Origin of the sequence: Mesorhizobium sp. LNHC232B00 (genome assembly GCF_000502435.1) — a bacterium.
Classification (GTDB): Bacteria; Pseudomonadota; Alphaproteobacteria; order Rhizobiales; family Rhizobiaceae; genus Mesorhizobium; species Mesorhizobium opportunistum.
In genome coordinates, this window is record NZ_AYWP01000009.1 from 239,933 (window position 1) to 261,528 (window position 21,596).

The 21,596-nt window shown below is 63.9% G+C and carries 20 protein-coding genes and 1 pseudogene; 8 read left to right on the plus strand and 13 right to left on the minus strand.

Annotation, left to right across the window (positions count from 1 at the left end; translation table 11 throughout):
- Window positions 1–36: 36 nt before the first annotated feature.
- From X743_RS154845 to X743_RS154825, 5 genes are read right to left on the minus strand one after another with little or no spacing between them, the layout of a single operon-like run.
- The gene (locus X743_RS154845; RefSeq protein ID WP_023765876.1) at window positions 37–621 is read right to left on the minus strand and encodes a sarcosine oxidase subunit gamma; all 585 of its coding nucleotides are present in this window, start codon (window positions 619–621) and stop codon (window positions 37–39) included.
- Entirely contained in the window at window positions 614–3,607 is a 2,994-nt protein-coding gene (locus X743_RS154840; protein ID WP_023765877.1) for a sarcosine oxidase subunit alpha, read from the minus strand. The genes X743_RS154845 and X743_RS154840 overlap by 8 nt, the downstream gene beginning before the upstream one ends.
- Window positions 3,604–3,915, minus strand: coding sequence for a sarcosine oxidase subunit delta (locus X743_RS154835; RefSeq protein ID WP_023765878.1), 312 nt, complete (start codon window positions 3,913–3,915; stop codon window positions 3,604–3,606). Before X743_RS154835 ends, X743_RS154840 begins: the two co-directional genes overlap by 4 nt.
- Window positions 3,916–3,926: 11 nt before the next feature.
- The gene (locus X743_RS154830) at window positions 3,927–4,349 is read right to left on the minus strand and encodes a hypothetical protein (RefSeq protein ID WP_023765879.1); all 423 of its coding nucleotides are present in this window, start codon (window positions 4,347–4,349) and stop codon (window positions 3,927–3,929) included.
- A complete protein-coding gene (locus tag X743_RS154825; protein WP_023765880.1) occupies window positions 4,349–5,602 on the minus strand; it encodes a sarcosine oxidase subunit beta in 1,254 nt (417 codons plus the stop codon). Before X743_RS154825 ends, X743_RS154830 begins: the two co-directional genes overlap by 1 nt.
- A 209-nt stretch (window positions 5,603–5,811) precedes the next feature.
- Here X743_RS154825 and X743_RS154820 point away from each other — a divergent pair, with 209 nt between their 5' ends.
- The 8 genes and pseudogenes from X743_RS154820 to X743_RS01000000168935 all read left to right on the plus strand — a co-directional run bounded on the left by X743_RS154820 (window position 5,812) and on the right by X743_RS01000000168935 (window position 11,943).
- On the plus strand, window positions 5,812–6,180 hold the full coding sequence (locus X743_RS154820; RefSeq protein WP_023765881.1) for a YrdB family protein: 369 nt from the start codon (window positions 5,812–5,814) through the stop codon (window positions 6,178–6,180).
- A gap of 108 nt (window positions 6,181–6,288) precedes the next feature.
- Window positions 6,289–7,047, plus strand: a complete 759-nt coding sequence (locus X743_RS154815) for an SDR family oxidoreductase (protein WP_023765882.1) — start codon at window positions 6,289–6,291, stop codon at window positions 7,045–7,047.
- Between the two features lie 120 nt (window positions 7,048–7,167).
- Window positions 7,168–7,551 (plus strand): SET domain-containing protein-lysine N-methyltransferase, encoded by a 384-nt coding sequence (locus tag X743_RS154810; RefSeq protein ID WP_245264216.1) that lies wholly within the window; start codon window positions 7,168–7,170, stop codon window positions 7,549–7,551.
- 178 nt (window positions 7,552–7,729) lie between these two features.
- Window positions 7,730–7,996, plus strand: coding sequence for a 30S ribosomal protein S21 (rpsU, locus tag X743_RS154805; protein WP_010911429.1), 267 nt, complete (start codon window positions 7,730–7,732; stop codon window positions 7,994–7,996).
- 142 nt (window positions 7,997–8,138) lie between these two features.
- Window positions 8,139–8,981, plus strand: coding sequence for a tetratricopeptide repeat protein (locus X743_RS154800; RefSeq protein ID WP_023765883.1), 843 nt, complete (start codon window positions 8,139–8,141; stop codon window positions 8,979–8,981).
- Window positions 8,982–9,187: 206 nt separating this feature from the next.
- On the plus strand, window positions 9,188–9,664 hold the full coding sequence (locus X743_RS154795) for a DUF992 domain-containing protein (protein WP_023765884.1): 477 nt from the start codon (window positions 9,188–9,190) through the stop codon (window positions 9,662–9,664).
- Window positions 9,665–9,755: 91 nt separating this feature from the next.
- A complete protein-coding gene (locus X743_RS154790) occupies window positions 9,756–10,238 on the plus strand; it encodes a DUF992 domain-containing protein (protein ID WP_023765885.1) in 483 nt (160 codons plus the stop codon).
- A 269-nt stretch (window positions 10,239–10,507) separates the two neighbouring features.
- Window positions 10,508–11,943 (plus strand): annotated as a pseudogene (locus tag X743_RS01000000168935) (MFS transporter).
- 14 nt (window positions 11,944–11,957) lie between these two features.
- On the opposite strand, the gene X743_RS154785 reads toward X743_RS01000000168935, so the two are convergent.
- The 8 genes from X743_RS154785 to X743_RS154755 form a co-directional block, all read right to left on the minus strand.
- Entirely contained in the window at window positions 11,958–12,650 is a 693-nt protein-coding gene (locus tag X743_RS154785) for a response regulator transcription factor (RefSeq protein ID WP_023765886.1), read from the minus strand.
- Window positions 12,647–15,376 carry a sensor histidine kinase KdpD gene (locus tag X743_RS154780; protein ID WP_023765887.1) on the minus strand — a complete coding sequence of 910 codons (2,730 nt, stop codon included), beginning with the start codon at window positions 15,374–15,376 and terminating at the stop codon, window positions 12,647–12,649. The genes X743_RS154785 and X743_RS154780 overlap by 4 nt, the downstream gene beginning before the upstream one ends.
- Window positions 15,377–15,431: 55 nt before the next feature.
- A complete protein-coding gene (gene kdpC, locus X743_RS154775) occupies window positions 15,432–15,998 on the minus strand; it encodes a potassium-transporting ATPase subunit KdpC (protein ID WP_023765888.1) in 567 nt (188 codons plus the stop codon).
- 74 nt (window positions 15,999–16,072) lie between these two features.
- A complete protein-coding gene (gene kdpB, locus X743_RS154770; RefSeq protein WP_023765889.1) occupies window positions 16,073–18,166 on the minus strand; it encodes a potassium-transporting ATPase subunit KdpB in 2,094 nt (697 codons plus the stop codon).
- Entirely contained in the window at window positions 18,163–18,372 is a 210-nt protein-coding gene (locus X743_RS154765) for a hypothetical protein (protein ID WP_023765890.1), read from the minus strand. Before X743_RS154765 ends, kdpB begins: the two co-directional genes overlap by 4 nt.
- Before the next feature lie 25 nt (window positions 18,373–18,397).
- A complete protein-coding gene (kdpA, locus tag X743_RS154760; RefSeq protein ID WP_023765891.1) occupies window positions 18,398–20,101 on the minus strand; it encodes a potassium-transporting ATPase subunit KdpA in 1,704 nt (567 codons plus the stop codon).
- A gap of 12 nt (window positions 20,102–20,113) precedes the next feature.
- Window positions 20,114–20,203 carry a K(+)-transporting ATPase subunit F gene (locus tag X743_RS17230; protein WP_023669708.1) on the minus strand — a complete coding sequence of 30 codons (90 nt, stop codon included), beginning with the start codon at window positions 20,201–20,203 and terminating at the stop codon, window positions 20,114–20,116.
- 655 nt (window positions 20,204–20,858) lie between these two features.
- Complete coding sequence (locus tag X743_RS154755) at window positions 20,859–21,164, minus strand: hypothetical protein (protein WP_245264217.1); 306 nt, start codon at window positions 21,162–21,164, stop codon at window positions 20,859–20,861.
- Window positions 21,165–21,596 lie beyond the last annotated feature (432 nt).

The window sequence follows — 21,596 nt, forward strand, 5'->3', positions numbered from 1 at the left end:
GCCGCACAACGGACGCGCGCGGCAAACGTTCCGGGTTCAGACCGCCGCGTCGCGTGCCCCTTCGGACAGGAAAGTAAAGACATAGTCCGAGAAGGAACGCCAGCATTCGACCCGGAAGGCGTCCGCAGCTGTACGCAACAGCACGATCTCGGCCTTGCCAAGAATGGTGCGCGAGGCAGCCCCCACCGGGAACGCATCGAGCGACAGATCCTGCGGGCAGCCCGAATTGATCGTTGCGGCCGCCCCGGCGCCGGTAACGGCAATCGCGATATTGCGGTGCGAGACACCCACCGCCGAATGGAGCGCGGCAACCGTGGCGCAAGCGGCGAGCGGATCGTTGCCGGCCTCATCGATGACAAACCATTCGTCCGGCCCAAGCCACAGGGCAGTGCGGCCAGCCTTCGACACGGACGTCTTCGGCTTTTTCGGCAAGGTCACGCCGAGCGCCTTAGACAGCACCGCGACCGAAGCTTCCGGCGCGCGCAGCGAAATACGCTCTGCCGGCGGCAGGATCTCGACCTTGACGCCAGTCGCGGAGATGGCACGCCCGGCCAATGCGGATCGACGCTCGACCGAAGGCGATGCGGCCGGAGCGACCTTCTTTGCAGCAGCCTTAGCCATTGAGGCGCCCTCCCGTCTCGTCAAAGAACACCATGCCGGTAACCTCCACTTCGATCACTCCGTTCGGCATCGGCACATAGAGCGTGTCGCCCATGCGGTCGCGGCCGCCGGCGACCAGCGCCAGCGCGATGGAGCGGCCGCAATTCTGCGACCAGTAGCTCGAGGTGACGTGGCCGATCATCTTCATCGGGATCGCCTGCTTCGGATCCTCGACGATCTGCGCGCCTTCCTCCAGCACCACCTTCGGGTCCTTGGTCTTGAGGCCGACCAGCTGCTTGCGGCCTTTGGCGACCAGATCCGGCCGCGTCAGGCCGCGGATGCCGACGAAATCGGTCTTCTTCTTGCCGACCGCCCAATCGAGGCCGGCATCACCAGGGGTCACCGTGCCGTCGGTGTCCTGGCCAACGATGATGTAGCCTTTTTCGGCGCGCAGCACGTGCATGGCCTCGGTGCCGTAGGCGGCGGCGCCGTGCTTCTGGCCCTCGGCCCACAGCGCTTCCCAGACGGCCTGGCCGTAATCGGCCGGCACATTGACCTCGAAGCCGCGCTCGCCGGTGAACGACATGCGGAACAGCCTTGTTGGCACGCCGCAGATCTTGCCTTCGCGCACCGACATATGCGGCAGCGCCTCGTCGGACATGTCGATGCCCTCGACCAGCGGTGCGATGATGTCGCGCGACTTTGGCCCTTGCACGGCGATAACCGCCCATTGTTCGGTGATCGAGGTCAACCAGACATTGAGATGCGGGAACTCGGTCTGGAGATAGTCTTCCATGTGGTTCATGACCCGCGGCGCGCCACCGGTCGTCGTCGTCACATGGAAACGGTCCGGTGCCAGTCGGCCGACGACGCCATCATCATAGATGAAGCCGTCCTCGCGCAGCATGATGCCATAGCGGCAGCGGCCGGGCTCCAGCTTCTCCCATGGATTGGTGTAGAGCAGCTCCATGAACTTGGCGGCATCCGGCCCGACCACTTCGATCTTGCCGAGCGTCGAGGCATCGAACAGCCCTGCCTTGGTGCGAACCGCGACGCATTCGCGGTCGACCGCTGCATGCATGGCTTCGCCCGCCTTCGGGAAATACCAGGCGCGCTTCCACTGGCCGACATCCTCGAACACCGCGCCCTGCGCTTCGGCCCAGGGATGGATCGCGGTCTTGCGTGTCGGGTCGAACAGCGGCCCGCGCGCATGGCTGACGATCGCGCCGAAAGTAACCGGCGTGTAGGGTGCGCGGAACGTGGTCAGGCCGACCTCGGGGATCGGCTTGCCAAGCGTCTCGGCGGCGATCGCCAGGCCGTGCATGTTGGAGGTCTTGCCCTGGTCGGTAGCCATGCCGTTGGTGGTGAAGCGCTTGACGTGCTCGATCGAGCGCATGCCTTCATGCACCGCCTGGCGAATATCCTTGGCGGTGACGTCGTTCTGGAAATCGACGAAGGCCTTCACCGTCGTGTCCGGCCCGGCGCCGGGGCCAGCCCCCAGCATGCCGCGCGACCAGCTCTCCGAGGCATCGACCTTCGGCTTCGCGCCCTTGGCGGTTTTCGCGCCGGCATCTTTCGCTGCCTTGGCGCCAGCAGCGTAGGCCTCATCGACCGTCGCCGACAGCCCGTCAGTGCCGTTGCAGGCGCCGACCGAGACGCAGTCTTGTGCGTAAATACCGGGCACGAAGCGCTTGGTCTCGTCGTTGAAGGCGACCTTGCCGCGCGATTGCGAGAACAGATGCACCGACGGCGTCCAGCCTGCCGACATCAGGATCGCATCGACGGGAATGGTGCGCTCGCCGCCGCCATTCTTCGGCTGCACGGTCATCGACGACACCCGCAACTTGCCGCCGGCACGGATCACCGCGCGGCCGAAATTAATCTCGATGCCGAGCGCCCTCGCCTCGTCGATCACCGGCCCGGTCGGGTTGTCGCGCAGGTCGACGATCGCCGCGACATTGACGCCGGCCTTCTTCAGGTCGATCGCCGCCGCGTAGGCCGAGTCATTGGCGGTGTAGACGCCGACATTCCTGCCGACCGCCACGCCATAATGGTTGAGGAAGGTGCGCGCCGCGCCCGCCAGCATGATGCCCGGCCGGTCATTGTTGGCGAACACCATGTGGCGCTCGATGGCGCCGGAGGCCAGCACGACGCGTTTGGCGCGAACCTGCCACAGCCGCTCGCGCGGCAGGTCATGGCCGGGGGCTTTCAGATGATCGCTGACACGCTCGACCAGGCCGACGAAATTCTGCGCATAATATCCAAAAGCAGTCGCGCGCGAGAGGACCCGAACATTGTCCATCGCCTTCAGCCTGGCGATCGCCGCCTGTGCCCAGGCAAAACCGCCCTGGCCGTCTATTTTCGCGCCGCTCTCGAAACGCAGGCTGCCGCCGAACTCGGCCTGCTCGTCGGCGAGGATGACGCGCACGCCGGTGTCCGCCGCCGCCAATGCCGCCGCGATACCTGCGGCACCGCCGCCCAGCACCAGCACGTCGCAGTGCGCGTAGCGCGAGGAATAATGGTCGGGATCGGGTTTGTCCGGAGAAACGCCAAGGCCGGCGGCTTCGCGGATCTTGGGTTCGTAAAAGCTCTTCCAGGCCGCCTTGGGCCACATGAAGGTCTTGTAGTAGAAGCCGGCCGAAAACATCGGCGATGCGATGTCGTTGACCGCGCCTATGTCGAAGGACAGCGACGGCCAGCGGTTCTGCGAATTGGCGGCAAGTCCGTCATAAAGCTCCTGCACGGTGGCGCGCACATTCGGCGTCTTGCGCGCGGTGTCACGCACGATCTGCACCAGCGCGTTAGGCTCTTCCGCGCCCGCCGACAGAATACCGCGCGGCCGGTGGTACTTGAACGAGCGGCCGACCAGATGCACGCCATTGGCAAGCAGCGCCGAGGCCAACGTGTCGCCCTCGATGCCGGTATAGGACTGGCCGTCGAAGCTGAACCGCGCGGTCTTGGCCTGGCTGAGGCGACCAGCGCTCGGAATGCGGAACCCGCCGCTCATTTGGCAACCACTTCGTTGGAGTTTTTGGGCAGCTTGGCGGGTTTCGGCTCGCCGGCCTTGTAGGTCATGACGAACTTGTCGGTGACGGTGTCGCGCACTGCATTGAAGAAGCGGGCGCAGCCATGCATGTGCCGCCAGCGCTCGTAGATGATGCCCTTGGGGTTCGAGCGGATGAAGAAGAATTTCTCGAAATCATCGTCGCTCTCGCCGGCCATATTGGCCGAGCGCGCGATATGGGCCTCGCCGGCGTTGCGAAATTCGAGCTCCGGGCGCTCTTCCTCGCAATAGGGGCAGCGTATGAGAAGCATCGTCTTCGTTCCTACAATTCGCCGTGGCCGACGTGGGCGCCGGCGGGTTGGTCGCAAAGCTTCTGGCCCATGGTCATGAATGGAGCGACGAGCCGCAGGCGCTCCTCGACGCTTGTCGCATCGCGAAACAAAGCGCGGTTGGCCATGTTGCCGAGCGTCAGTTGCATCGGGTCGGTGGTGACGATCACGCCGCGCGGCTCGAAATCCTCGTCCTCGTCCAGCCCATGCGGCCGGCCTTCAAAGAACATCACCACTTTCTGGCCGGCGCTCCACACGCATGCCAGCGTCCCCTCGTCGACCGAAAACGGCCAGCCGGCCTCGTTGCCGGCACGTTCGATCGGCTGCAGCCGCACCTCTTCCGACGACGGCAAATGGAACATGCCCTGTTCCCCCGCCAGCACCAGCGGCATGGCGACAGCGAGTTCGGTCATCATCAATGCGCCACCGCCGCCGCCGCGGCCTCGTCGATGAGGCGGCCGGTGCGGAAGCGTTCGATGGTGAAGGGCGCGTTGATCGGATGCGGATCGTCCCTGGCGATGGTGTGGGCAAAGACATGGCCCGAACCGGGCGTCGCCTTGAAGCCGCCGGTGCCCCAGCCGCAATTGACGTAGAGACCGGGCACTGGCGTCTTGGCCAGGATGGGCGACCGGTCTGGCGTGACGTCGACGATGCCGCCCCACGAGCGCAGCATCTTCATGCGCGTGAAGATCGGGAACATCTCGCAGATGGCGTCGAGCGTATGCTGCAAGATGTGCAGGCCGCCGGTCTGCGAATAGGAGACATACTGGTCGGTGCCGGCGCCGATGACCAGTTCGCCCTTGTCGGACTGAGAGATATAGGCGTGCACGGTGTTGGACATCACCACACAAGGCACCACCGGCTTGACCGGCTCCGACACCAGCGCCTGCAACGGGTAGCTTTCCAGCGGCATGCGCACGCCGGCCATGTTCATGATCACCGAGGAATGACCTGCAGCAACGACGCCGACCTTCTTGGCGCCGATGAAGCCGCGTGTCGTGTCGACGCCCATGACCGCGCCATTGGCGGCCCGCTTGACGCCGGTGACCTCGCAATTCTGGATGATGTGCACGCCACGCGCCGAAGCACCGCGCGCATAGCCCCAGGCCACCGCATCATGCCGCGCCGTGCCGCCGCGCCGTTGCAAGGCGGCCCCGACGACCGGATAGCGCGCATCCCTGGAGATGTTGAGCGGCGGGCAGAATTCCTTGGCCTGCTCCGGCGACAGCCATTCATTGTCGATGCCGTTCAGCCGGTTGGCATGGACATGGCGCTTCAGCACCTGGACGTCGTGCACATTGTGGGCGAGCATCATGACGCCGCGCGCCGAATACATGACGTTGTAGTTGAGCTCCTGGGAAAGCCCATCCCATAGCTTCAGCGCATGGTCGTAGATGCCGGCGCTCTCGTCATAGAGATAGTTGGAGCGGATGATGGTCGTGTTGCGCCCGGTGTTGCCGCCGCCCAGCCAGCCCTTTTCCAGCACAGCGACATTGGTGATGCCATGCACGGTGGCGAGATAGTAGGCGGTGGCCAGCCCATGGCCGCCGGCGCCGACGATGATGACGTCGTATTCCTTCTTCGGCTCGGGCGAGGACCATTGCTCCTCCCAACCCTTATGGCCGCGCATGGCCTCGCGGGCGATGGCGAATACCGAATATTTTTTCAACGTTCCAGCCTCGCAAATGGCGGCGAGGCGTTCACTTGGCCCCGGCGCGCGAGGTGTATCACTAGCGAAACAGCGCTTCCACCCTTGCGCTGTTTGCGACGGCGCTTGCCGTTTTGCGCCGCGACGAGAAACAGGCATGCGGGCCGGCTGCTATGGCTGCGTTCAGTCACACTGCCTGTCGCGAGATTCTGGAGGACGAGAGGACGAGTATGGGCAACGCCTGGTGGAATCTGATGTTACGCTTCCTGTTGGAGCTTGCCGCCTTGCTTGGTCTCGGCATCGCGGGCTGGAACCTGTCCGAGGGATGGTGGCGCTGGGTCCTCGCCCTGGTCCTGCCGCTTGTTGCAGCCGTGCTGTGGGGCACTTTCGCGGTGCTCAACGACCCGAGCCGATCAGGCCGTGTGCCAGTACCGGTTCCGGGCACGGTGCGGCTGGCGCTGGAATTGGTCATCCTGTTCGGCGGCGCTGCCGGATTCAATGTGGCCGGTTACACGACCACGGGCATCGTCGTCGCCCTGCTCATCGCCATCAGCTACGCATTTTCGCTCGATCGCCTCGGTTGGCTGCTGAAGCAATAGTTCAGGGACGACTCAGCCTTGGCAGGTATCGGGCGGCTCCGACCAATCCCATTTGCGACTAAGCATCCGATCGCCGGCAGAGCTGGCGCCAAGCAAAGGATGCAAGAAATGCTCGCACTCGCCAACAAGATCGCCATCGTCACCGGCGCCAGTTCCGGCATTGGCCGCGCCACCGCAAAACTCTTTGCCGAGGAAGGCGCGAAGCTCGTCGTCGCCGCGCGGCGCCAGGCAGAGCTCGACGCGCTCGTCGCCGAAATATCGGACGCGGACGGCACCGCCGTCGCGCTTGCCGGCGACGTCAGGGACGAAGCCTATGCAAAGGCTCTTGTCGATCTGGCGTTGGAAAAGTTCGGCGGCCTCGACATCGCCTTCAACAACGCCGGCGCCATCGGCGTGATGGCGCCCCTGCCCGACATGGTGCCGGCGGCATGGCACGAGACGATGGACATCAACCTGACAAGCGCCTTTCTCGGGGCAAAGCACCAGATACCGGCCATGCTGGAGCGGGGCGGCGGGTCGCTGATCTTTACCTCGAGCTTTGTCGGCTACACTGCCGGCATGCCGGGCATGGCCGCCTATGCCGCTGCCAAGGCCGGCCTGATCGGCCTGACGCAGGTGCTGGCCGCCGAGTATGGGCCAAGGGGGCTACGCGCCAACGCGCTGCTGCCCGGCGGCACCGACACACCCGGCGCGACGACCACCACGCCGCAGGCACGCGCCTTCGTCGAAGGCATCCATGCCTTGAAGCGTATGGCGCAGCCGGAGGAGATTGCCCGCTCGGCGCTTTATCTCGCCTCCAATGCCTCCAGCTTCACCACGGGAACCGCGCTGTTTGCCGATGGCGGCGTCTCGATCAACCGGACGTGAACCCGGCGAACAGGCCCGTCCGTCCAAGTGACGCAGGCCGCCGGCCTTGCTTTTTCCGCGCGATTTGGCGATTCCGTTTGTCGAACCGGTCTTCTTGCCGAAACAGGTCCTGGAACCATGATGCTGATCCGAACCTATGTGGCCGCGAGCGCGATCGAGGGCGTCGGCATGTTCGCCGCCGAGCCGATCCGCAAGGGCGCCTCGATCTGGCGCCTCGATCCTGATTTCGACCGGCTGATCCCGATGGACAAATACGAGGCAGCGCCACCAGCGTTGAAGGAATTGCTCGACCGCTATGCCTATCCGAGCCCGGATCGCCCGGGTTTCATGGTCTATGAAGTCGACAATGGCCGTTTCATGAACCATTCGGCGACGCCGAATACCGATTTTTCGCAATATGGCGGCGCGACGGCGACCCGCGATATCGCGGCGGGCGAAGAGATCACCTGCGACTACGGTGAGTTCTTCGAGGATTTCGAGCGGCTGCATCTGGCCACGGCGTAGCTGATGGCCTATCTACCGGGCAACCGGTGGCAATTTGGCCGTTGTCCTTCATTTCGACTGTGGACAGCGCTGCTTGATTCTGCTATCAGCCGCCACAATTCGTGGTGTCGAGCGCCGCGGAGGCTAGTGGCTATGGCTGCTTGCCTGTTGATATCAAACCCGAAAGACAGGATTGCCCGTGCAGGTACTCGTCCGCGACAACAACGTTGATCAGGCGCTTCGCGCGCTCAAGAAGAAGATGCAGCGCGAAGGCATTTTCCGCGAAATGAAGATGCGCGGTCATTACGAGAAGCCTTCCGAGAAGCGCGCCCGTGAAAAGGCCGAGGCCGTTCGCCGCGCCCGCAAGCTGGCCCGCAAGCGCGCACAGCGCGAAGGCCTGCTGCCGATGACGCCGCGTCCGGTGGCTGCCGGCGGTGCTGCCGGTGCAGCGCGTCCGCCGCGCTGATTAACGCCAATATTTCGTCCTTTTCGAAGGATACCAAGGTGGCGCGATGTGGAATCGCCGCCACCTTTTTATTTTGATGTAACCCGGCCCGGAGGGGGGATCCGGGCCCGAATGACGCGGCGCAAGTGAGGACAGGGCAGACATGAACGCAACGAGCGTGGAGCGCGGGACCGCATTGCGTGGTTTTGCCCTGACAGCGGCCCTGCTTTCAGGATTGGTGCTTGCCGGCTGCCAGACATCGGGCCCGACCGGCGAGTTCAACAACATCGACAAGGCGCAAGGGTCGAGCGAGAACATCTCCTCGCTGTCGGCGGTGATCCAGCGCAATCCCCAGGATCCCGAAGGCTACAATGTGCGCGGCTCGGCCTATGGCCGTGGCGGCCAGTACCAGGCGGCGCTCAAGGATTTCAACCAGGCCATCCAGCTGAACCCGAATTTCTACCAGGCCTATTCGAACCGGGCGCTCATCCAGCGCTTCCTCGGCAATCAGGAAGCCGCGCTTGCGGACTACAACCGCTCGATCCAGATCAACGGCAACTATGACGCCGCCTATATCGGCCGCGGCAATCTCTACCGCAAGGCGGGTCGCACCCAGGATGCCTTCAGCGACTTCCAGAAGGCGATCCAGCTCGACACCACCGATGCCCGCGCCTATCACAATCGCGGCCTGATCTATCAGAGCCAGGGCCAGCACAAATTCGCCATCGAGGATTTCTCGACCGCCATCTCGCTGGCGCCGGACGCAGCCGAACCCTACAACGGCCGTGGCCTTTCCTATCTGGCGACAGGCGACGAGGACAATGCCTTCTCCGACTTCAACATGGCCATCAAGCTCGACGGCAAGAACGCCGAGGCCTGGGCCAACCAGGCGCTGATCTACGAGCGGCGCGGCGACAAGGCGAAGGCCGCGAAATCCTACAAGGAAGCCGTTCGCCTCAACCCGACCTACCAGCCGGCCAAGGACGGTCTCGCCCGCGTCAGCTGACATCGGTTTCGCCAGATCCGCTAAACATTCCAGATCGTTGGCGTGTCCAAAAGGACACGCTGCGCTGGCTTTCGCCGGCAATCCGGCAACCGCGCGTTAACCCCCGCTGCAACCCGTCAACCCTTGCCTTGTTCGCGCCAAGTTTTCAGCGGAACGGTCTGGCCATCAAAGCCGTTACTTGGAAGCAATTGCGAAAGGACCCTCCCATGATCAAGAAACTCGCCTGCGCCGCCGCACTCGCCATGACCGCGTTCGCTGCCGCACCGGCCAGCGCCGGCAGGCTGCAGCTCGGCACGCTCGACTGCACCATCGATGGCGGCACCGGCTATATCGTGACGTCCAACAAGGGCGTGTCCTGCGTCTTCCGGCCCCACCATCATGGACCGTCCGAGGTTTACACAGGCGTCATCTCCAAGCTTGGCGTCGATCTCGGAAAGACTCATCAAGGCCAGCTGGTCTGGGCCGTTTTTGCCGCGACCCGCGACCGTGACGCGGGCGACCTCGCCGGCAGCTATTACGGCGTCAACGCCGAGGCCAGCGTCGTGACCGGCGGTGGCGCCAACCTGCTGGTAGGTGGCTTCGACAGCGCCTTCATGCTCGAGCCGCTCAGCGTCCAGGCGCAGACCGGCGTCAATCTTGCCGTCGCCGTGACGTCGCTCGAGCTGATCCATTCGCTCAAATGAATGCATGGAGCCATGGGCTCCACGACCCCTCACTTCGCGGCGCGGAACCAGATAGGATGGTTCCGCGCCGTTTCATTTTGAGGGGAACAGTATGCCGAAGACAGCCATCGCCGCTGCCGTGATTTCGACGGTGCTTGCCGGTGCGGCACGAGCCCAGGACCGTGGCATCGAACTCGGCGCGCTTGAATGCGCCATATCAGGCGGCACCGGCTTCATCTTCGGCTCGACCAAGGATTTGAGCTGCACCTTCACCCCCTCCGACAAGACCTTCGCGCCGGAAGCCTATTTCGGCGCCGTCAACAAATACGGCCTCGACATCGGCACGACAAAGCAAGCGGTGATGCGATGGCTGGTGCTGACGCCGCTGAAGAACATCTACGCGCCGGGTGCGCTGGCGGGCGACTATATCGGCGCCAGTGCCGAGGTGACGGCGGCCGTCGGCGCCGGCGCCAATCTGCTGGTTGGCGGTTCGTCGCAGGCCTTCACCCTCCAGCCACTCAGCCTGCAGACCCAGACGGGCATCAATCTGGCCATCGGCGTCAGCCAGTTCCAGCTGCGCAGCATCGAAAACTGATCGCGCCTAGGGCGTTCGCATTCTTCGTCATCCTGGGTCGTAGCAAGGAGCGAAGCGACGCGGCGTGGAGAAGCTTCGGCCAACCTCGAACGTTGCGATGGGCCACGGAAACGAACCGCTTGAGCTCAACCATGGTTGAGGTCTTACGAACCTGCCCCGACTGAGCAGCGCCTGGATTCGGCGTTGCCGACATGCATGGTCCTGCCGGAAGCCCTTTCTGGCTTCTGGCGCCCTGCGCCGTCACCGAGCTATGCAAGGCAGGGGTAGAAATGACTGAGATCGGTATAAACAGGGTCGACTGGCGCGCATTGTGGGCGAGCGGCGACCTGGCGCGCTTCTGCTTCATCAGCCTCGGCATCCNCTGCACGCGACCAACGAGACGATGGTGGCGACCGTCATGCCCGCCATGGTCGGTGAACTGGCCGGCGTGCAGCTCGTCGGCTGGTCGCTGGCGATCTACGAGCTCGGCGCCATCGTCGCCGGTGCCGCGGCCGGACGGCTGGTGAGTTATGTGGCGCTGCGCACCAACATGGTGGTCGCCGCCCTGCTCTACGCGGCCGGAGCATTGATCTGCGCCACCTCGCCTTCCATGCAGCTGTTCCTCGCCGGCCGCCTGATCGAGGGGCTTGGCGGCGGCGCGCTGGTGTCGCTGGCCTTCGTCTCGGTCGAACGGTTGTTTTCGCGTGCCATCTGGCCGCAGCTTTTCGGCATCATGTCCGCGATCTGGGGCGTCGCCGCCTTCAGCGGCCCGTTGCTCGGCGCGATCATGACCGAGCTTCTCTCATGGCGCTGGGCGTTCGGCGTCTTCACCGTCGGCGGCACGGCCATGGCGCTGGCAAGCTTCATCGTGCTCGACACGCCCGAGGCGACGAGACCCAGCACCAGCAAGGGCAAGGCGCCGCCCTTCCCGTTCGCCGCTCTCGCCTGCCTTGCCGTAGCCGTGGTGCTGATCGCCTCGGCCGGCGTCGACATCGCCTTGCTGCGCTCTTCGCTGCTGATCGTGCTGGGTCTCGCCGGCCTGGCGCTGTTCTTCTACGTCGACGCGCTGAAGCCGCGCTCCCGGCTTTTCCCGGCGCGGCTGTTCTCGTGGCGCACGCCGGTCGGGGCCGGCATGACCATGGTCGCCGCCTTCTCGGTGGCGACCTGCTCCTTCGGCGTCTACGGGCCGCTGCTGTTGACCAGCCTGCACGACATCCCGCTGCTGACCACCGGCTACATCATCGCCGCCGAATCGATCGCCTGGTCGATCCTCTCGATCCTCGTCGCCAACGCGCCACCGCGGCGCGAGCGGCTGATCATCGTCTGCGGCGCGTTGATGATCGCCGCCGGCATCGCCGGCTTTGCCTATACGATACCGCTGGGCTCGATCCCGCTGATCCTGGTCTGCGCCTTGCTGCAGGGCGGCGGCTTCGGCATCGCCTGGCCGTTCCTGACCCGCGTCATCGTCGCCTCCGCCCCGGATGACGAGCAGACAATTGCCTCGGCAGCGGTGCCGACCATGCAGCGCATCGGCTATGCCGTGGGTGCCGCCCTTGCCGGCATCGTCGCCAATGCCAGCGGTTTTTCGCAAGGGTTGAACCACGACGCGGCGGCCAATGTCGCGAGCTGGCTGTTCCTCGCCTTCGTGCCGCTAGGAATTCTCGGCTGCCTGGCCGCCTTGCGGGCATCGTCGACGGCGAGCCGACTGCAGGAAGCAATTGGTTAAGCGACGGCTCTCGCCTACTCGACCTCGCGCAGGCGATAGCCGACGCCGGTCTCGGTGGTGATGTAGCGCGGCTGGTCGGGGGTCTTCTCGATCTTCTGCCTGAGCTGCCGGACATAGACCCTGAGATACTGCACGTCGGTCGAATCGCCCCAGACCTGCTTCAACAGGAAATGGTGGGTCAGCACCTTGCCGGCGTGCTGCACCAGCATGCGCAGGATCTCGTATTCCTTGGGCGAGAGCTTCACCTCCTTGCCCTCGACCTTGACGATGCGCTTGACCAGGTCGACGCTGAGGTCGCCGGTCTGGAAAACCGGCTTTTCGCCCTGCTGCTGGAATTTGTGGCGCAGCGCCACGCGGATGCGCGCAATCAACTCGTTCATGCCGAAAGGTTTGGTGACATAGTCGTCGGCGCCGAGTTCGAGCGCGTTGACGATGCCGGCCTCGTCGGTGCGGCTGGAGAGAATGACGACAGGAATATCGAGACCGTCGTCACGCCATTTGCGCAGCAGTTCATGGCCGCTCATGCCCGGCAGGCCGAGGTCGAGCAGGACGAGATCAGGCTTTTCCGTCTCCATCGATTCGATCGCCACCTTGGCGTTCGGCGCCTCGCTGATGGCATAACCCTGGCTGCCGAGGCCGACCCGCAACAGCTTGCGGATCGGCGGCTCGTCATCGACGACCAGTATCCTGACGTTCGAGTTTGTCATGCCAAGTCACCAACATCGTCGGTAGTGGAGGTGTCGAGGTCAGGCGGGATCGCCGGCTTCGGCATGCTGATGGTGAAAACCGCGCCCGGACGGTCGGTTCGGTTCGCCGCTGTGATCGTGCCGCCCATCGCTTCGATGAAACCACGGCAGATCGACAGGCCGAGCCCGGTGCCGGCGCGGACCTGGTCACGCTTGCGCACCCGGTAGAAGGTGTCGAAAATCCGTTCCACGTCTCCGGGCGGAATGCCCGGTCCCTCATCCATGACCTGCAGGATGACCGAACCATTGTCTGTCCATCCTTGCATGCGGATCGTCGAGCCGGGCGGGGCATATTTTGCCGCATTGTCGAGGAGATTGAACAGCGCCTGCTCGAACAGGACGGGATCGACTTTCAACATCGGCAGATCCCGGGGAATGTCGATCTCGGTCTTGTGCTCGGCGATGATCTTCCTCGCCCTCTGCAGGGCCGAGCCGACGATATCGCCGACATAGTGGAAAGCGTAGTTCGGCTCCATGGCCCCGGACTCGATCTTGGTCATGTCGAGCAGATTGGCGATGAAGCGGTTCAACCGCTCGGACTCGTCGAGCACGGTCGACAGCAGCTCCGCCCGATCCTGTTCCGGCAATGCCGGCGCGAATTCCCGCAGCGTGCCGGCCGCACCCATGATGGCGGCGAGCGGCGTCTTCAGATCATGCGAGATCGAGGTGAGCAGCGCCGAACGCAGCCTGTCCGCCTCGGCGGCGAGCTTGGCGCGGTCGACGTCGGCGACCAGCTGGATACGTTCGATGGCGACCGCCGCCTGGTCGGCCAGCGCGTCGAGCAGGCGCTGCTGCTCTGGCGTCAGCAGCGGGCCCTGCTTGTCGTTGTCGAGGCCAACCACGCCGATCGCGGTGCGTCCTGTCCGCAGGGGCAGATAGAGGCGCTTGGCACCGGGAAGCGTGTCGGCGCCGCGTCCTGCCGCGCGGTTGTGCTCCCAGGCCCAGCGGGCGGCGGCGATGTCGGCCTCCGCCAGCGTATCGTCGGGCGGATAGCCGGCCTTGACGGTGATCGTTCCATCTTCCGGCAAAAGCAGCACCACGCGCAGCTTCAGCATCGAGGCGATCTGAAAGGCGGTGGCCCACAGAACGTCGTCGAGCGTGCCGGCACCGGCGAGCTTCTTGGAAAAGAGGTAGATGTCCTCCGTGGCCCGCGCCCGCGAGCGGGCGGCGACCGCCTGGCGTTGCACGCGCGCCGTCAGATTGCTGGCGATGACTGCCACGACCAGGAACACGCCGAGCGCGACGATGCTCTCCGGATCCCGGATCGTCAGCGTGTAGCGCGGCTCCAGGAAAAAATAGTTGAAGGCCACGGCGCTGGCGAGACAGGCGTACAGGGCCGGCCAGAGGCCGCCGGTCACCGCCGACGTCAGCACCCCGATGAGAAAGATGATCGCGAGATTGCGAACGTCGAGAAACTGGTCGAGCAGGACAGCGAAGGCGAGCGAACCGGCGACAAAACCCGTGGCCCTGAGATAAGGCCAGATCTGGAACTGCCACTGTTCGTCCGCTGCCTTGACGTTTCTTGACGTCGCCTCGGTGTTGCGCTCGGTTCCCGAAATGACATGAACGCTGATGTCGCCGGCATTGCGGATGAGATCGTAGGTGAGCGAACCTTCGATCAATTCGCGCCAGCGCGACCGGGTCGGCCGGCCGACCACGATGTGGGTGAAATTGTTGGCCGTCGCATGCCGCACGATGTCCTGCGCGACGTTCTGGCCGGGAATGGTCGTCACCTCGGCGCCGAGCTGTTCGGCAAGGCGCAGCAATGCCGCCAGCCGGTCCTTGTCCTCCTCGGACATGGCGGCCGAACGAGGCGTATCCACATGCAGTGCCGTCCACGGCGCGCGCAGCCGGTCGGCCAGCCGGCGCGCATAGCGAATGCGGGCCGCCCCGCCCGGACGCGCGTCGACGCAGACGAGCACCCGCTCGCCCGCGGCCCACGGCCCCGGAATGGCGTGGGCCTGCATATGGATCAGCAACTGGTCGTCGACGCGCTGCGCCGGGCGGCGCAGCGCCAATTCCCTAAGCGCGGTCAGATTGCCCGGCGAGAAATAGTTCTCGATCGCGCGCTGGGCGGTGTTGGGGAAATAGACCTTGCCCTCCTCGAGCCGCTTGATCAGGTCGTCGGGCGTGAGGTCGATGATCTCGACATCGTCAGCCTGGTCGATGATGGAATCGGGAACCGTCTCGCGCACCCTGACCTTGGTGATCTGGGCGACGACGTCGTTCAGGCTTTCGACATGCTGGATGTTGAGCGTCGTGTAGACGTCGATGCCTTGCGTCAGGATTTCCTGGACGTCGAGATAGCGTTTGGGATGGCGGCTGCCGGGCGCGTTGGTGTGGGCGAGTTCGTCGACGAGAACCAGCGCCGGGCGCCGGGCGAGGATTGCGTCGATGTCCATCTCGTCGAGGATGCGGCCCTTGTAGTCGACCTTGCGGCGGGGAATGACCTCATAGCCCTCGACCAGGGCCATCGTCTCCTTGCGGCCATGCGTCTCGACGACGCCGATCACCACGTCCACGCCGTCGGCCAGGCGGGCACGGCCCGACATCAGCATTTCATAGGTCTTGCCGACACCCGGTGCCGCACCGAGGAATATGCGCAAACGACCGCGACCTTCCCGCTCGGCATGATCGAGCAGTGCGTCGGGAGAAGGTCTGGAGTCGTTGCTTCGGTCGTCCGGCATCAGCTTCGATCATGGACGGCGCCAGGGGTACTGTCGATCCCCGGTCACCCCTTCGTCATTTCGCATCGTCGAGTGCGAGGTTGAGCGCCAGCACATTGACGACCGGCTCGCCCAGGAAGCCGAGTTCGCGGCCGTCGATGTGGCTGTCGACGAGCGCCTTGACCTTGGCCTCATCGATGCCCCGGGCCTTCGCCACCCTGGCGACCTGGAAGTAGGCGGCCTCGGGACTGATGGCCGGATCGAGGCCGCTGCCGGACGTCGTCACCAGGTCCATCGGAACCGGCTGGTTCGGATTCTCCGCCTTCAGCTTTTCGGCATCGCCCTTGATGCGATCGATCAGCTTCGGATTGGTCGGGCCGAGATTGCTGCCACCGGAGGCGGCTGCGTCGTAGCCGCTGCTGCCGGCCGCCGAAGGCCGGCCATGGAAATACTTGTCGCTGGCAAAGCCCTGGCCGATCAGGCCGGAGCCAATGACCTTGCCGTCCTTTTCGATCAGGCTGCCATTGGCCTGGCGCGGGAACAGCGCCTGCGCGATGCCGGTCATGCCCAAGGGATAGATCAGGCCGGTCAGCACCGTGAAGAAGACGATCATGATGATCGCGGGTCTTATCTGGGAGAGCATGGAAATTTTCCTCAAAGCAATTCCAGAGAAAGTGTTAAGCGGTTTTCCCACAGGAATTGCGTTAAAACAAAGGGTTAAGCGAGGCCAAGGGCGGTGACGATCATGTCGATCGCCTTGATGCCGACGAAGGGGACGATGATGCCGCCGAGGCCGTAGACCAAAAGGTTGCGGCTGAGCAGCGCACCGGCGCCAATGGCACGATACTTGACGCCCTTCAGCGACAGCGGGATCAGTGCGATGATGATCAGCGCGTTGAAGATGATCGCCGACAGGATGGCGCTCTGCGGCGTCCCCAGATGCATGATGTTGAGCGCCTGCAGCGGGCCGGTCGTCTGTCCCGGCGCGACGTAGAAGACGGCAAACATCGCCGGGATGATGGCGAAGTACTTGGCGACGTCGTTGGCGATCGAGAACGTCGTCAGCGAGCCGCGCGTCATCAACAGCGCCTTGCCGATCTCGACGATCTCGATCAGCTTGGTCGGATCGCTGTCGAGATCGATCATGTTGCCGGCCTCGCGGGCCGCGACGGTGCCGGTGTTCATGGCCACGCCGACATCGGCCTGGGCAAGAGCGGGCGCATCGTTGGTACCGTCGCCGCACATGGCGACCAGCTTGCCTTTGGCCTGTTCGTCGCGGATCAGCTTCAGCTTGTCCTCGGGCGTCGCCTGGGCAAGGAAGTCGTCGACGCCGGCCTCCGCGGCGATCGCAGCCGCCGTCATCGGATTGTCGCCGGTGATCATCACCGTGCGGATGCCCATGCGGCGCAGTTCGGTGAAGCGCTCGCTGATACCGCCCTTGACGATATCCTTGAGGTGAACGACGCCGAGCAGGCGCCCGTCGCGTTCCACCGCCAGCGGTGTGCCGCCGGACTTGGCGACCTCGTCGGCGATGGCCTGGAGGTCGCGGATGGAGTCACTGCTCGGGCGCACGCCATGGGCCGCCGATGTCGACTGGTTGACATGGGCGAGCACCGAATCGACGGCGCCCTTGCGCACCGACGAACCGTCGATGTCGACGCCGCTCATACGTGTCTGCGCGGTGAAGGGCACGAAGGTGGCGTGCAGCGTTGCCATGTCGCGGGCGCGGATTGCATATTTCTCCTTGGCCAGCACCACGATCGAGCGGCCTTCCGGCGTTTCGTCGGCCAGCGAGGCGAGCTGCGCCGCGTCGGCCAGCTCCTGCTCGGTGACACCTTTGACCGGGCGAAATTGCGTCGCCTGGCGATTGCCCAGCGTGATCGTACCGGTCTTGTCGAGCAGCAGCGTGTCGACGTCGCCCGCCGCCTCGACGGCGCGGCCGGACATCGCCAGCACGTTGAAGCGCACCAGCCGGTCCATGCCGGCGATGCCGATGGCCGACAGCAGCGCGCCGATCGTGGTCGGGATCAGGGTGACGAACAGGGCGACCAGGACGGTCACCGGGATGTAGCCGCCCGAATAGGAGGCGAAGCTCGGGATGGTGGCCGTGGCCAGCACGAAGATCAGCGTCATGCCGACCAGCAGGATGTTGAGCGCGATCTCGTTAGGCGTCTTCTGGCGCTCGGCGCCCTCGACCAGCGAGATCATGCGGTCGAGGAAGGTATGCCCCGAGGCGGCAGTGATGCGCACGCGGATCCAGTCGGACAGCACCTGCGTGCCGCCGGTGACCGCCGAACGGTCGCCGCCGGATTCACGGATGACCGGCGCGGATTCGCCTGTTATCGCCGCCTCGTTCACCGAGGCGACGCCTTCGACCACCTCGCCGTCCGACGGGATGATGTCGCCGGCCTCGACCAGCACGGCATCCCCGACTTTCAGGCTGGTGCCGGGCACCAGTTTGTATTTTGTGCGATCCTCACCGGTCAAAAGCTTGGCCTGGGTTTCGGTGCACGCCTTGCGCAGCGAATCGGCCTGCGCCTTGCCGCGGCCTTCGGCCACGGCCTCGGCGAAATTGGCGAACAGCACGGTGAACCACAGCCAAATGATGATCTGCAGCGTGAATTTGAAATCGCCGCCGCCGGTGACCAGGTCCCTGGCGAACAGGACGGTCGTCAGCGCCGAGACGACGGCGACGACGAACATGACCGGGTTTCTGATCAGGGTGCGCGGGTTCAACTTCCGGAAGGCTCCGCCGACAGCGGGCCACAGGATGCCGGCATCCATGATGCTGGCGGATTTGGACTGGCTCATTTGTTGGCTCCAGTATCGATGTTGTTGGCGGGCACCGATCGCTCGGATGCCGAAAAGGGCGGGCCATAGACCAGCAGCCAGATCACGATCATGACTGCCGCAAGGCCCAGGAATGTGGAGATGGTCGGGAAGGGAGGGGGACTTGGCTCCCCCTCGTTTCCGGCCCGGGGCCGGTTCTTCCGTCGCATGATGTTGAACCAGGACATGATGTCGATCCAAGGCTGGGCCGTGTCAGAATGTCTGCCCATGGATCATGGCCAGGTGTTCGACGATCGGTCCGATCGCCAGTGCCGGGAAGAAGGTCAGGCCGGCGACGATCAGGATGACGCCGACCAGCAGGCCGACGAACAGCGGGCCGTCTGTCGGGAAGGTGCCGGCCGAGGCCGGGACCGTCTTCTTCGCCACCAGCGAGCCGGCGATGGCGAGCGCCGGGATGATGACCAGGAAGCGGCCCATCAGCATGGTGATGCCGAGCGTGACATTGTACCAGGGCGTGTTGCCGCTGAGGCCGCCAAAGGCCGAGCCATTGTTCGCCGCCGCCGAAGTATAGGCGTAGAGCACCTCGGAGAAGCCGTGCGGCCCGCCATTGGCCATGGACGCGACACCCGTCGGCAGCACCACGGCGATTGCCGTGAAAATCAGCATGGCCAGCGGCAGGCACAGGATGGCCAGCATCGCCATCTTGACTTCCTTGGCCTCGATCTTCTTGCCGAGATATTCCGGCGTGCGGCCAACCATCAGCCCGGCGACGAAGACGGCGAGGACGATGAACATCATCATGCCGTAGAAACCGGCGCCGACGCCGCCGACGATGACCTCGCCGAGCTGCATGTTGACCATCGGGATCAGCCCGCCGAGCGCGGTGAAGCTGTCATGCATGGCGTTGACGGCGCCGCACGAGGCGGCCGTGGTGATGACCGCAAACAGTGCCGAGAGGGCAATGCCGAAGCGGCTCTCCTTGCCTTCCATGTTGCCGCCGTCGATGCCGAGCGCATGGATCAGCGGATTGCCGGATGCCTCCGCCCAGTAGCAGATGGCGACGCCGGCGATGAACAGCACGCCCATGGTGGCCAGGATCGCCCAGCCCTGGCGCTGGTTGCCGACCATACGGCCGAACACGTTGGTCAGCGCCGCACCCAGCGCGAAGATCGTCACCATCTGGATCAGGTTGGAGATGGCGTCGGGATTTTCGAACGGATGCGCGGCATTGGCATTGAAGAAACCGCCGCCATTGGTGCCGAGCATCTTGATGGCCACCTGCGAAGCGACCGGGCCGAGCGCGAGGGTCTGCTTGGCGCCCTCCAGCGTGGTGGCGTCGACATAGGGACCGAGCGTCTGCGGTATGCCGAGCCAGACATAGACCAACGTCAGCACGATGCAGAGCGGCAGCAGGATGTAGAGCGTGCAGCGGGTCATATCGACCCAGAAATTGCCGATGGACTTTGCCGAGGCACGGGCAAAGCCGCGGATCAGCGCGACGGCGATCGCGACACCGACGGCGGCCGACATGAAGTTCTGCACGGTGAGGCCGGCCATCTGCACGAGGTAGGACATCGTGCTCTCGCCGCCATAGTTCTGCCAGTTGGTGTTGGTGACGAAGCTGGCGGCGGTGTTGAAGGCGAGGTTGGCGTCGACAGACGCCATGCCGGCAGGATTGTAGGGCAGCACGCCCTGGAGCCGTTGCAGGACATAAAGCACCAGGAAGCTGGCGACGCTGAAGAACAGGATGCCCGCCGCATAGGCGGTCCAATGTTGTTCCTCGCGTTCACTGGTTCCCGAAATGCGATAGAGCCCGCGTTCGACCGGACCCAGAACCGGCGACAGGAATGTCCGGTCGCCATTGAAGACGCGGTACATGTAGCCGCCGAGCGGTTTCACCAGCAAAACGACGATCCCGCAATAGACGAGGATCTGTAGCCATCCGTTGAGAGTCATGGTTTCCGGCCTTCAGAAGCGTTCTGGACGAACGAGGGCGTATGTCAGGTAAACGAGCAGGAACAGCGTCACGCCGCCACCGAGAATGTAGTCGACAAGCATCTTGCGGTCCTCGCGTTAAAGAATGTCGCAGGCTTTGATGTAGGCGAAGGAAAGGACGAAAAACAAAATCCCTATTCCGAGAACGACGATATCCATCGTGTTTATTCCTTGCTTTCGCTTTTCTACGTTTCGTCTGCTCGAAGCAGGTGGAAATTACGTGATACGGCGCGCCACACCTCGATTGGTGAGGGCGTTCGACGTTTTTGCTCGAGATGGAATATGGACCCGATCGCCATAAAGGTTCGAGACGGCGCGAAGCGGAAAGAAATAGGAATTTTATAAAGGTTTTCGGGCGTGGCTGAACCCGTGAGACGGCCGGTCGGGCACCCATGGCGGATCAGCGGGATAGGTATGACGTGGCGGGCGCCTACTGGCCCTGCGCATCGGCGGCATCCTCCGCCGTATCGAACTGGAGAGCGGTCACCGTCTCGTCCGGCGACAGAATGGTAGCAGGCCAAAGGCGGAAGGTTGCATTAAACACCGATGTCGGGTGACTGGGCCCGCGACCCGCCCCACGTCTCGCGGCATCCGAGGGCAATCCCAGGAAAAGTGTGACACGGTTTTCCCGGGAAAGCGCGTAGCGCTTTCCCTTGGGAATTGCGTGAAAGCAACGGGATAGAGCGGTCCGTCGTTTCCGTGAAACGGTGAAACGGCTTTAGAATCGATCGTTCACCGCTGTGAACCGGGCATGTGCGAATAGGAGCGATGGGTTGCGCTCCAGCCGCACTATAGTGGGAGGCTTTGCGTGAATCCTCTGGCCTTCGGCGAAGGCCAGGGCGAAAGATTTCAATGTGAAAGAGTAGGTGCGTTCCTCGTCATGTTCAACAATTCGCACTAACCACTCACCGTCGGCCTCAATCACTTCAATACGCGTTGCCAGAGGGCCTCCATAACTGGCCAGATAACCATCAACGTTGCGCTGGGGAACAGGCACTGTTTTCCTCCCGATGTGGCGAAACATGCAATTATGCCAATCAAGATATCGGGTGGCCTGAAATAAACTATGACATAGCTCACACGGAGTCGGCGGGCACAAGCATGGCATGCCAACGAGCCCCGAAAGTGAAAGCGCCGGTCGACGCGGCATTGCCTGAAAGCCCGCGCCGACCTTGGCGGTGGGTTGGGTACCGCCGCAATCCAAAATTAGGCGATTCTAATTGACCCCAATTTACGTGAACGGGGAAGGTGGCCAAGGGATGCTATCAGGTCGTAATTTCGAGGTGAGAGGACGCACTCAGGGGCCGACGATGCTTTATAGAGGAAGCCGCCCGTTTCAGAGGCTCGGAACTGTAGCGGGTCCACACATAAAACAACTTCAATGCCCTTCCCGAGAGATGGGTGACAGTTCATTCCGGATAGATGGGTTACACTTTCGGCCCTTTGCAAGGAGAGC

Bases quoted from the DNA above. Each gene is read 5' to 3' on its own strand.
- X743_RS154845 (WP_023765876.1), bottom strand. From the start codon at position 621: ATGGCTAAGGCTGCTGCAAAGAAGGTCGCTCCGGCCGCATCGCCTTCG.
- X743_RS154840 (WP_023765877.1), bottom strand. From the start codon at position 3,607: ATGAGCGGCGGGTTCCGCATTCCGAGCGCTGGTCGCCTCAGCCAGGCC.
- X743_RS154835 (WP_023765878.1), bottom strand. From the start codon at position 3,915: ATGCTTCTCATACGCTGCCCCTATTGCGAGGAAGAGCGCCCGGAGCTC.
- X743_RS154830 (WP_023765879.1), bottom strand. From the start codon at position 4,349: ATGATGACCGAACTCGCTGTCGCCATGCCGCTGGTGCTGGCGGGGGAA.
- X743_RS154820 (WP_023765881.1), top strand. From the start codon at position 5,812: ATGGGCAACGCCTGGTGGAATCTGATGTTACGCTTCCTGTTGGAGCTT.
- X743_RS154815 (WP_023765882.1), top strand. From the start codon at position 6,289: ATGCTCGCACTCGCCAACAAGATCGCCATCGTCACCGGCGCCAGTTCC.
- X743_RS154810 (WP_245264216.1), top strand. From the start codon at position 7,168: ATGCTGATCCGAACCTATGTGGCCGCGAGCGCGATCGAGGGCGTCGGC.
- X743_RS154800 (WP_023765883.1), top strand. From the start codon at position 8,139: ATGAACGCAACGAGCGTGGAGCGCGGGACCGCATTGCGTGGTTTTGCC.
- X743_RS154795 (WP_023765884.1), top strand. From the start codon at position 9,188: ATGATCAAGAAACTCGCCTGCGCCGCCGCACTCGCCATGACCGCGTTC.
- X743_RS154790 (WP_023765885.1), top strand. From the start codon at position 9,756: ATGCCGAAGACAGCCATCGCCGCTGCCGTGATTTCGACGGTGCTTGCC.
- X743_RS154785 (WP_023765886.1), bottom strand. From the start codon at position 12,650: ATGACAAACTCGAACGTCAGGATACTGGTCGTCGATGACGAGCCGCCG.
- X743_RS154780 (WP_023765887.1), bottom strand. From the start codon at position 15,376: ATGCCGGACGACCGAAGCAACGACTCCAGACCTTCTCCCGACGCACTG.
- kdpC (WP_023765888.1), bottom strand. From the start codon at position 15,998: ATGCTCTCCCAGATAAGACCCGCGATCATCATGATCGTCTTCTTCACG.
- kdpB (WP_023765889.1), bottom strand. From the start codon at position 18,166: ATGAGCCAGTCCAAATCCGCCAGCATCATGGATGCCGGCATCCTGTGG.
- X743_RS154765 (WP_023765890.1), bottom strand. From the start codon at position 18,372: ATGTCCTGGTTCAACATCATGCGACGGAAGAACCGGCCCCGGGCCGGA.
- kdpA (WP_023765891.1), bottom strand. From the start codon at position 20,101: ATGACTCTCAACGGATGGCTACAGATCCTCGTCTATTGCGGGATCGTC.
- X743_RS17230 (WP_023669708.1), bottom strand. From the start codon at position 20,203: ATGCTTGTCGACTACATTCTCGGTGGCGGCGTGACGCTGTTCCTGCTC.
- X743_RS154755 (WP_245264217.1), bottom strand. From the start codon at position 21,164: ATGTTTCGCCACATCGGGAGGAAAACAGTGCCTGTTCCCCAGCGCAAC.